The sequence below is a fragment of the Microcystis sp. M31BS1 genome (genome assembly GCF_020245285.1).
Taxonomy (GTDB): Bacteria; Cyanobacteriota; Cyanobacteriia; order Cyanobacteriales; family Microcystaceae; genus Microcystis; species Microcystis panniformis.
The window spans coordinates 20802-31312 of sequence record NZ_JADBVE010000365.1 but is presented as its reverse complement, the minus strand read 5'-3'; the positions used below and the strand labels follow the sequence as shown (position 1 = coordinate 31312).

The 10511-nt window shown below is 39.3% G+C and carries 15 protein-coding genes; 3 read left to right on the top strand and 12 right to left on the bottom strand.

Translation table 11 applies throughout. From position 1 onward, the window contains the following. The 5 genes from IM509_RS20625 to IM509_RS20605 all read right to left on the bottom strand — a co-directional run. The coding region (locus tag IM509_RS20625) for an IS630 transposase-related protein (RefSeq protein WP_271948249.1) at positions 1-63 on the bottom strand (63 nt) is incomplete at its 3' end. A gap of 72 nt (positions 64-135) precedes the next feature. Next, positions 136-285 (bottom strand): hypothetical protein, encoded by a 150-nt coding sequence (locus tag IM509_RS20620; RefSeq protein WP_287717337.1) that lies wholly within the window; start codon positions 283-285, stop codon positions 136-138. Positions 286-457: 172 nt separating this feature from the next. Further along, positions 458-691 carry a photosystem I reaction center subunit IV gene (locus IM509_RS20615; RefSeq protein ID WP_002767446.1) on the bottom strand — a complete coding sequence of 78 codons (234 nt, stop codon included), beginning with the start codon at positions 689-691 and terminating at the stop codon, positions 458-460. A gap of 75 nt (positions 692-766) precedes the next feature. Then, a complete protein-coding gene (locus tag IM509_RS20610; protein ID WP_052276072.1) occupies positions 767-1396 on the bottom strand; it encodes a DUF6391 domain-containing protein in 630 nt (209 codons plus the stop codon). Between the two features lie 222 nt (positions 1397-1618). After that, a complete protein-coding gene (locus tag IM509_RS20605; protein WP_052276071.1) occupies positions 1619-2320 on the bottom strand; it encodes a 16S rRNA (uracil(1498)-N(3))-methyltransferase in 702 nt (233 codons plus the stop codon). A 315-nt stretch (positions 2321-2635) separates the two neighbouring features. Between IM509_RS20605 and IM509_RS20600 the strand changes: the two genes are divergently transcribed. The 3 genes from IM509_RS20600 (at position 2636) to IM509_RS20590 (ending at position 5438) form a co-directional block, all read left to right on the top strand. Continuing rightward, positions 2636-2806, top strand: coding sequence for a hypothetical protein (locus tag IM509_RS20600; RefSeq protein ID WP_167341540.1), 171 nt, complete (start codon positions 2636-2638; stop codon positions 2804-2806). Between the two features lie 284 nt (positions 2807-3090). Then, positions 3091-5031 carry an AAA family ATPase gene (locus IM509_RS20595; RefSeq protein WP_072924931.1) on the top strand — a complete coding sequence of 647 codons (1941 nt, stop codon included), beginning with the start codon at positions 3091-3093 and terminating at the stop codon, positions 5029-5031. Further along, entirely contained in the window at positions 5031-5438 is a 408-nt protein-coding gene (locus IM509_RS20590; RefSeq protein ID WP_052276069.1) for a hypothetical protein, read from the top strand. The genes IM509_RS20595 and IM509_RS20590 overlap by 1 nt, the downstream gene beginning before the upstream one ends. A gap of 42 nt (positions 5439-5480) precedes the next feature. Here IM509_RS20590 and IM509_RS20585 read toward each other — a convergent pair whose 3' ends face one another. The 7 genes from IM509_RS20585 to ispF form a co-directional block, all read right to left on the bottom strand. Then, entirely contained in the window at positions 5481-5732 is a 252-nt protein-coding gene (locus IM509_RS20585; protein WP_002760725.1) for a hypothetical protein, read from the bottom strand. Positions 5733-5736: 4 nt separating this feature from the next. Next, positions 5737-6495, bottom strand: a complete 759-nt coding sequence (locus tag IM509_RS20580; RefSeq protein ID WP_052276068.1) for a hypothetical protein — start codon at positions 6493-6495, stop codon at positions 5737-5739. 30 nt (positions 6496-6525) lie between these two features. After that, positions 6526-6918, bottom strand: coding sequence for a Mo-dependent nitrogenase C-terminal domain-containing protein (locus tag IM509_RS20575; RefSeq protein WP_002767460.1), 393 nt, complete (start codon positions 6916-6918; stop codon positions 6526-6528). Between the two features lie 599 nt (positions 6919-7517). Further along, entirely contained in the window at positions 7518-9275 is a 1758-nt protein-coding gene (gene argS, locus IM509_RS20570; protein ID WP_185237877.1) for an arginine--tRNA ligase, read from the bottom strand. 96 nt (positions 9276-9371) lie between these two features. Next, positions 9372-9758, bottom strand: a complete 387-nt coding sequence (locus IM509_RS20565; RefSeq protein WP_072924937.1) for a type II toxin-antitoxin system VapC family toxin — start codon at positions 9756-9758, stop codon at positions 9372-9374. Beyond that, a complete protein-coding gene (gene vapB / locus IM509_RS20560; protein WP_002732589.1) occupies positions 9758-9985 on the bottom strand; it encodes a type II toxin-antitoxin system VapB family antitoxin in 228 nt (75 codons plus the stop codon). The genes IM509_RS20565 and vapB overlap by 1 nt, the downstream gene beginning before the upstream one ends. Before the next feature lie 41 nt (positions 9986-10026). Further along, positions 10027-10506: a 2-C-methyl-D-erythritol 2,4-cyclodiphosphate synthase gene (gene ispF / locus IM509_RS20555; protein ID WP_110578636.1), complete on the bottom strand. Its 480-nt coding sequence runs from the start codon at positions 10504-10506 to the stop codon at positions 10027-10029. Positions 10507-10511 lie beyond the last annotated feature (5 nt).

Here is a 10511-nt window from a genome sequence, read left to right as displayed (position 1 = left end):
TATGCTTCCCCCATTCTCTACATAATCGATTACTTTTTTTCTCAAGTCTAGGCTATAAGACATTTTTCTGTATGGGTTGCTCGTTTCCCTTTATTTTACCTTATTTTTCCCTCGTCTCACACTTATTTGAAATGACTATAACTGATAACTGATAACTGATAACTGATAACTGATAACTGATAACTGATAACTGATAACTGATAACTGATAACTGATAACTGATAACTGATAACTGATATAGCGGTAAGCGCTTGAGTGAGATACAGACCAAGCCTTGCCTAGCATGGTTTATAGCTCGTGACACTGTACCTCATACGACTGCACACCGCTATAACTGATAACTGATAACTGATAACTGATAACTGATAACTGACAACTGATAGCTATAAAAAAACCGACCAACAAGAGAGAATTCCCGTCAGTCAGTCGGTGATGATAGGCCGAATTTTACTCAGCTTTATTTCTTAGCGGGGGCAGCCTTAACGAGTTCCAATTCACTTTCAGCGAAGTTATTGGTATTCAGTCCACCGGCGCTACCACTAAAACCGTGGTAGTTAACAGTGTTAAAACGGACGATAACGGGATAGAGGATACCACTTTTGTCAACACTGGCTACGGTTCCTACATCGTTGTACCAGTAAGACTCTTTACGTTTGATTCTAACTTTGGCTCCGCGTTCGATTCCTGGCATAGGTGTTTTTTTTTAGGGTTTAGTTAACAGGTTACAATCAGAGCGAGTTTGCCGAAAGGGTTTTTACTTTAAGTTTTATTGCAAATCTTGCCACTCCACTGCCACGAAATGCCCCGAACGTCCCCATAGGTCTGCCTTTGGGGCAATGTTAACGATTGTTAAGTTAAAGGGAATGGCCGTGGTCAGGTATTTTTGGGCCGACATTCCCACATCCGGCCCGATTTGAAAAGCGGTGGCGGTGGCTAAACCTAAGCCTAATAACTGAGAAATCGGACCTCTGGGTAAGAGAAGATGAGTTCCTAAGGCTAAGCCGGCGGTTAAGGCTAAAGTTACCGATAAATTGGTGCCACAACGCGGATGTAATGCCAATTGCCCCTCGCCATTTTTGAGACGATGGAGTGCCTGTTTGGCGGCGATTCGCAGTTCATTTGTATTAATCTGTCCGTAGAGATAAAAACCCCTATCGGTGGACAGTCCCCCCAGGGCCTCGTTATCCGCAGGGGAGCGGTCAAAAGGCGATTGACGACGGGCAGCCATTTCGCTTAATACCCAGACGGTGGCGTGTTCCAAGGCGTGAACCTGTCGCAGGGTGAGAAATTCTTTGAAACCGGGGATAAAGCCGATTTGTGCCAGTAAATCGCTGTCTTGCTGGGGCGAAGGGTTAAACCAGTCAAAAGAGGGGTTAGAAGGGCTACTAGAGGTCATAAAGTTGCGCTAGGGGGAGTTTTTTCGAGGAATATGAGGGTGCTATCGGGTTGCAAGGCGGTGTCCCAGTCGGTGTCTTGAATGGGAATTGACCAGGGTGGTTTCGACAAAAAGGGGAGAATCTGACCACCAGGGAACTGCTGCTAGTTCTTGCTTTAGGTAAGAAGCGAAAGGATTCCAGTTATCTCGATTGCTGGTCTTGGTCATAGAAACTATAGTCAATTAGCTGTCTAAATAGGCGTTAATGATAGCAAGAGCCACTAAGGGAGCGGTAATTGTTCTCAAAATGCGTTTTCCCAGTGATACAGGCACAAAATCAGCAGCGATCGCTTGTTCTATTTCTGTCTCCGTCCATCCCCCTTCAGGTCCAATGGCCATGGTTATCTCGGTTGATGTTTGTAATTGAGAAAGTAGCGGGGCCACTGTTCTACGGGTAACACCAATATAACAAGTTGTCTGTGGGTTAGCTCCCCGCTTAAGGATGGCTAAAAATGGCTGTGGTTCTTCGATAATGGGAATAATCTGTCTTTCTGATTGTTCTACAGCTTCCCGGGCAATTTTTCGCCAACGGTCAATTTTTTGAGGACTAGGATTGACTAAACCGCGTTCTGTCAGCAGCGGGATAATCCGATAAACTCCTAATTCGGTGGCAGCGCGAACGATATCATCAAAGCCATTTTTGGGAATTGCTACCATTAAATTCACTTGTACTGGTAGTTCGGTGGTTTCGTTTATCGCTTCTAAAAGATGGGCCGAATTATCAATTATTTCCGCTAACCACGCTTGTCCTTGTCCATTTAGGGCAATAAAATGGTCATGGGATTTTAAACGAACAACTTTTTTAAGATAATGACTTTGTTCGGGTGTTAAGGCAATTAACCCGTTTTCTAGGGTGTTAAAATCAAGAAGAAGACGGTAATACAAGGCGGTTTAGTCTATATTGCTATTGTGTTCAGAATCACTGTCAGCTATCTATTTTAGCTTTTATGGTGTTTTTGTATAAGGTTGAGAGTAGATTAGCTTATAGCAGTTATCTTAATGGTGAAGTACGAAGTTTTCCTTTTGGGTAGTCGGTCGTCAATACCAAATTAGGTTATACTTCATATTTACGCTTAAGGCTGTAAGTTACTATGGTCTTACCTACTCAGATCTGTTATAAAATTTATCATCATCAAGGTATCTCTTTGCCAATAGGAATTAAGACTTGACAATCCCCACTACCCAACCCACAAAAAATTCATGGACATAACTGCTAAAATTGAAGAACTGGCACAAAAATATGAGATACCTCCCCAACTGCTAAAGGAAGCGATGGTTTTAGAAGTAGCAAAAATTACTCTAAAAAATCGGCGGCTATCACCTAAAATTGTCAAACTTATCGAAAAATATACCGACTCCCCACAATCATAAATTTTATAGATATCTTGCATAATTTATTTTTGGTAAGTAGGGAGGCACAATTATTTGTAGGATGGGTTAGCGGTAGCGTAACATAATCGGGCGTTGGGTTTCATGCTTCAACCCAACCTACGTTCATCTTAAATTTCACCCAACCACTTAGTTTAAAAACGACAAAATTAAATATTAAGTCGCATAAAATATCTAAATAAACCATTCTTAATTTTCCTGATTACTGACTACTGGCTACTGACTCCTAACCAACCACAAAATTTTTGATTTTTACAAGAGTTATTATGACTTTGAGACTGAAACAAATTCGCTTAACTAATTGGAAATGTTATCCTAGTCAAAATATTACTTTTAACCTGCATCCCGACAGAAAAATTCAGATTATCTTCGGTAATAATGGCCACGGTAAAACTTCTCTGATGACAGGGATTTTATGGTGTCTCTATGGGGTAGATATTGTATCTAAAGAGACTCTGAAAACCTATTTTTATCGAGGTAAGGATGATTCTTCACCGGCAATAGAAATGCGGGTAGAATTAAATTTTACTAGAAACGAGAAAAATTACTTTATCAGTCGCACAGCGAAATTAAACGTTAATGGTAGCACTTCTTATCCCAGCGTAGAGGAAGCATTATTTTATGAAGATGGAACCATGAGAAGTAACTCTAGGGAATATATCGAAGCATTGCTTCCTAAATCTATTCGAGATTTTTTCTGTTTTGATGGCTCAAAAATAGAACAATATACCCAGATAACTCAAACTAAAGCAGCAAAAGAAGCAATTGAAAAAGTTTTGGGTATCCCGGAATTAAGAAATCTACGCAATGATACAGAAAAAGCCTTACAAGAATTAGAAAACCGTTTAAATAAAGCAGAGGGAACCAGTCAAATTTTTAAAGATAAGCTGCAACAATTGCGAGAATTAGAAGAAGAAATTGCTTTTCAACAAGGTCAGCTTAAAAATGCCAAAGATAGCGAAAAAGATGCTATAATTATCTACCAAGTCGCTCAAGAAAAAGCCGCTCAGATTGAAAGTTTACGAGAAAAGTTAGAGGAAATTCATAACTTAGAGAAAAAGCGTATCGGTTTACAAACTGAGTTAAATAACCTGCAAAATTCTATTGATTCTTGGTTAAAAAAAGCTGCGATACCTTTGCTGATTAACTTTGTGCAGGAAATGACCTATGATTTGCAAGTTACTAGCTTAAAAAGCACTTATAAAACTAATTCTACAGCAATTTTTAAAGCAATACTTGACGAGGAAAGCTGTCTATGTGGTCGTTGTTTAGATAAAAATTCTCGTGACTTTATCCTTGAAAAAATTGCCGAACTAGAGTCCTTAGAAGTGGACAATGTCACCAGAATAGAAAAAGACCAACTTAGAATTGATTTACAGGGAATCATCCGAGATAATGCCAAATTTAGCAATTATAGTCAATTGCTTTTACAAAGAGATCATTTAGAAGAAGAAATCGAAGAAATTAATCAACATATTAAACAGCTAAAACAGGAAACCACGGGAATAAATCAAGACTCGGTGAGGGAGATTTGGCGAAAAGTTGGCGAATCAGAACGAAAAGTTAAGGAGATTGAAGAAAAGATCGAACGCTTACAAAAGGAAATTGAAATCAAAGAAAATAAATTAGAAAATTTACGCAAAGAAGTGGAAATTTTAGCTAGTGAAAATCAGACCACATTGATGTTATCTAATCAGGTTAAAATGGCCAGAGGTTTAAAAAATGCCACTAACGAATTAATCGAATGGCATATCGATAATTCCCAAAAAATGATTAATCAAGTAACCAGCGATCGCTATTTACAAATAACCAACAAACCGGAGGAATATAGAGGAGTAGAAATTACTCCCGAATACAGTTTAGGAGTCCGTACTATCACAGGAAAATTATTAAATCCCGATGTCTTAAGTGCGGGAGAAAAGGAAGCTTTAGCTTTTGCTTTTATCACCGGTTTAAATCAAATAACCGATACTTGTGTTCCCCTAATTATGGATACACCTTTTGGTCATTTAGACAAAGAACATCAAAAAAATATTATTAACTCTCTTCCTAATTTAAACTCCCAAGTGATTATTTTAGCCACGGATCGCGATCTTCCCGATCCACTTTTAAATCTGCTGCTTCCCTACACTACTGATATATTCAAAATACACCGTTTAGCTGCCGATGAAGATGCTTCCGTGATTGAAGTGATGGAGAGTTACTAATGCAGAGAATCGATCCCAGTTTGAAGATTTATGCCTCGGAAACTTCCAGAAATTATCTACAGGTACTAAAAGATAATAAAACCTTTGAGCGCATGGTAGATGCCTATTTATTTGCGGCTGCTTTTGCCATTAAACAAGACTTCAGTATCTACGGAATCAATCTCAGCAATCGACAAGATTTAATTAATATTAGCCAAATCGATCCGGAAGTTATTTTAGCTTTAACCGCAGGAATTTATATTATCTGTAAAAAGAATTCCTATCCTCAACCCAGGGACGGTAAAGAATTTTTAGATAAGATCTGTCAATACGCAGAAGTGGGATTAAGGGAATTAAAAGAACGCTGGCAAGGCAAAGTCAGCAATCAAATTCAAGCTGATATTGAGAGAATTATCAATAATCTCTAAAATTCTCCCTATCTAACTATCTTTTTTAGGGATAACGACAAATTAGATTCTTTCCACACTGCCAAAAAAGACGGGTTCCACGCGAATAGCAATGACACTAGCCGGACGTAAAACCATATATTCCCCTTGGATATTTCTGATCGGAACATTGATAAAATCCTGAGAATCGGCTTTCGGAACTAATTCATTACTGTACCACTTTTGAAATTCTTGGATGGTCAAAAAACGGACTTCCTCGCGATGTCCACTGCTTAAGAACAAATGTACAGCGTACTCGTCAGCTTTTCTACTCATTTTTTTAACTAATCAGATTGAATTTTTGTAATAAAGTTGCCATTAAAGGCGGGAAAGTGAGACGCAATTCGCTCAGATCCGAGAAAATCAATTTTTGGTAGCTTGGCAGGTCAAAAGCTAGTTTACCCTTTAATTCCGCTCGATTTTGATAGGTTAACAGAATTTGTCCGCCCTGTTTACAAGCGATCGCATAACCTAATTCTACACCCACTAGGGGACTGGGCAGTAATTCCGTTTCCTTTTGGCTAATCGCCGTAGCATCAGCAATAAATAATAAACTTTTGCGAATTTGGCGTAATTGACTATCACTCAATCTAGTGACATTGCCCTCAGTTCGAGGCGTTTCTACCATATTTAAGGGCAAACGGGAGCGTTTATTGAGATTTTCGACGGTTTCGGTCAAAACTGTTTTTAAAGCGGTGCTAGAGTCCTTAAATTGGCTTTGGGAGCTAAAATAAATGACGGGATCTAGCCAAGTGCTGAGGTCTTGTTTAGTAAAGTAAATTTCTTGAGAAATCAGGTCAATATTCGAGATGACGTAACCGCCACTACCTTCGAGGTAAAATTCCACCCTTTCCCCTTCTAGATAGCGTTGGAACCAGACAGAACCCTGTATTGTCAGACTATCATCGAGAAAATCGGCTCTTAAACCCGATTTTAAGAGACTATTGCGACTTAAGCGCAAGTCGTGGGGACGTTTGACAACCTCGCGGATAGGTTCGTATTTGTCCAGATACCAAGCTTTCAGAGCGATGATGGCCATAGGTGTGGCGATTAAAGACACTCTCCCATTTTAGCAGTAAGCACCGATATCCTCTCCACATTCATCGGCCAGGTAAGAAAGAGCGCGAAATCTTAACATCATCAGGTTTTCGTAGAGGGGATTTAGCTTGCAAAGGGGCGGAATCTCTAGAATTGTCCAGCTAAATAGGGTAATTTTCCGGGCAAAGGGACATTGAGCCGGAATTAGACGACAAATCCTGTGAGCTAGTGCAGGCGTATTGATTTCTAGGCGATCAATTCGTTGCCGCAGGGGTTGCCATAAATCCCATTTTGGTTGCGGTGACGGGTTTTTCCGATTGCCTTTCGACCAAGGGGCGATCCAATTAGAGACAATTATTTTATTTGTGGTATAATCTGATACATCAGCATCGGCCATAGCTTTATCTTCAATTGATTGAGTCATAAGGTTCTATCTGAGATTACGACAGGGCGAACAATCTTTCCCGAAAATCCCCTAGGACGTTCGGACATTTGACCGCTTTAACGATAACATCTCTGGGATAAAATTACTCGTTAAGACTACACAGTAACGCTAGGGCTGCGGAGAGGCAATTTGAACGTTTGTACTAACTTGCCATCTCCGAGTTATCACCTGAAAGCTAATAGGCAACAGACGACAATAAGATAACGTCACGAGTGAGTTTAACTAGATTAATCTCTAAGCTTCGCCCAAAGATATTGGCTCTGATTAGAGCTATTTCTAGGTTAGCAAAAACTCAGATTTTTTCACGTCAGCATAGTACACTTTTTCTGGGTATAAAATATCACCCAGTTTTTGTCAAAGATACGCAATCCAAGCTGTGGGGTGTGGGGTGTAGGGTGTGGGAATTATGAATTATCAATTATCAATTATGAATTGGGTAGTTTTTTGCTGATAACTGATAACTGATAACTGATAACTGATAACTGATAACTGATAACTGATAACTGATAACTGATAACTGATAACTGATAACTGATAACTGATAACTGATAACTGATAACTGATAACTGATAACTGATTTACATTCTTTCCAAAACGGGGATACCCAAGAGATATAAGCCTAATTTTAGGGTTCTTGCCGTTAAATCACACAAAACTAAACGAGAGGTTTTAATCGGTTCTGCTGCTTTCAGAACGGGACAATTCTCGTAGAAACGATTATACTTTTTACTGAGTTCATAAAGATAATCACATAAACGATTGGGTAATAAATCCTCTTCCACGGCAATAATTACTTCGGGAAGTTGCAGTAATTGTTTAGCCAGAATTAATTCGCTTTCATCCTTGAGAATTAGCGGTGAATTGGCACTTAAATCCTGAAAATTAATACCACCTTCGCGACTGATACTCTGGACCCTAGCGTAAGCGTACAGCATATAGGGGGCGGTGTTGCCTTGCAGATTGAGCATTTTGTCGTAACTGAAAACGTAGTTACTATTGCGATTTTGGCTGAGATCGGCGTATTTAACGGCACTTAAACCGACAGTTTCGGCAGTCTTAGCGATAAAATCGCCGGTTTCTTCTCTTTCCTCGCTTGCCAGTCTTTTTTCTAAGTCAGCTAGGGAACAGGCGATCGCTTGATCAAGTAATTCTTGTAATTTTACCGTCTCCCCGGAACGAGTTTTTAATTTTTTACCATCTTCCCCTAAAACTAATCCAAAAGCGACGTGAACCACTGCCACATTATCGGGTAAAAATCCCGCTTTTTTAGCCACCTGAAATACTTGGGCAAAATGGTTAGCTTGTCCAGCATCGGTGACATAAATTATTCTTTCGGCTTTATCTTGACGCACTCGATAACAAATTGCTGCTAAATCGGTGGTAGCGTAATTATAACCGCCGTCGGATTTCTTGACAATTAGGGGCAGAGGATCCCCCTCTTTGTTGGTAAAACCATCGAGAAAGACGCATAAAGCGCCGTTGTCTTCTGTTAGCAATCCCTGTTGATCTAATTCTCTGATTACTGCCTCAAGGTAGGGATTATAAAAAGATTCCCCCCTTTCCGTCAGTTTTATATCGAGAATATCATAGATTTTCTGAAATTCCCGTCGTGATTGTTGACAAAGTAACTGCCATGCTTGACGACTTTGAGGATCACCCGACTGTAATTTTACTACAGCTTGACGGGCAGTTTCTTTAAAGTTTTCGTCTTCATCAAAACGAATTTTTGCCTTTTTATAAAAGCTAACTAAATCCCCTAAATCGAGAGCATCTGCTTGGGTTAAAGCACTAGGATAAGCTTCTTGTAGATAAGTGATTAACATCCCGAATTGAGTACCCCAATCCCCGACGTGATTAAGACGAATTACTTGATGATGACGAAATTCTAAAATCCGAGCGATACAATCACCAATTATAGTCGATCGCAAGTGACCGACGTGCATTTCTTTGGCAATATTGGGACTGGAAAAATCGACAATAATTTTTTGACTGGGGTTAGCAGTGGCAACTCCTAAACGGTTGTCAGTAATTAGGTCTTTTAATTGGGTTTCTAGATAACTGGGTTTAAGGGTAAGATTGATAAAACCAGGTCCAGCAATTTCGGGGGGTTGACAGAGATCATCTATCTCTAGATTTTTTAGTAAAGTTGCCGCTACTTCCCGGGGTTTTTGTTTTAATTCTTTGGCTAAAGAGAGGGAAATATTACATTGATAATCGCCAAAACGGGGGTTACTAGCGGCGACAATTAGAGGATCATTAGCGGCGAATTTTTCCCCAAATGATTTAACTAGGGATTGGGAAAAACGCTCTTTTATTTGTTGGATAATGGCAGTCATAGAGAAAATTTAGCAATGAATGAATGTTAGAAATCTATGGGTAATTAGGAAATTTATCTTGCTCTCATCTTGAATAGAATTGAGCCGAACGGGGTATTATGTCCATTTTCTTGGTACATTATAAGCATCAAATTTAGTATCTTTACTAATTAGAATTAGGCATCTGTTTAGAGACTGAGCAATTAGCATTCTATCAAATGGATCTCGGTGATGCAAGGGTAAAGTACAAATTTTTAGAGTATCAGAAAATGATATAGATAGTAAGGTTATATCTGATGCTTCTAGTTTAGTTTCAATGGTTTCATAACTTTTTTGTAGGGCTAACTTACCTAAATTTAACTTAATCGCAATTTCCCAGAGACTAACAATACTGACATAAACTTCAGGAGCAAAATCAATTTCCTCCCGAAGATTATCAGGCAAGTTAGGATCGTTTTCAGTTAACCAGATGAAAGTATGAGTGTCCAGAAGAAAAGATGTCATCACATATATTCCTGAAAATCTTCCAAAGACTCATCAAAGTCATCGGACAAAGGTAAGGTAAATGTACCTTGTAAAATTCCTGAACGACGTTTCCTAAGAGAAGGTTTCTCTATAATAACATCTGATTGATAATTGGCCATCAAATATTCAGCATAGTGCAGCAGCTCTATTTTTAATAACTCTGGCATTGCTTCGACAGTTTCTAAGATTTTTGTGTCTATATTCATAGGTTTGGGATACTTAATCTGAGCTAATTCTTACTAATTACTTATTCCTTAACCAATAAAACCACGGCATAAACCGCGATACCTTCTTCTCGTCCTACTGGTCCCAATTGTTCGTTAGTAGTGGCTTTAATTCCCACCTGTTCTGGATTAATCTTAAGAGTTGCTGCTAACTTGGCTCGCATCGCAATAAGGTGGGGTTTCATTTTCGGTTTTTCGGCAACAATTACCGAATCAATATTATTAATCCGCCAACCTTTATCGATAATTAACTGATTAACTTGCTCTAATAATTTTAAACTATTCGCCCCTTGCCATTGCGGGTCTGTGGGGGGAAAATAATGACCGATATCGCCTAAACTAAGCGCCCCTAGCATGGCATCCATGATAGCGTGGGTTAAGACATCGGCATCACTATGACCCAATAAACCGACAGTATGGGCAATTTCTACTCCTCCTAAAATTAAAGGTCTTCCTGTTACCAATCGGTGGATATCATAGCCGTTACCAATACGAATATTCATAGAGT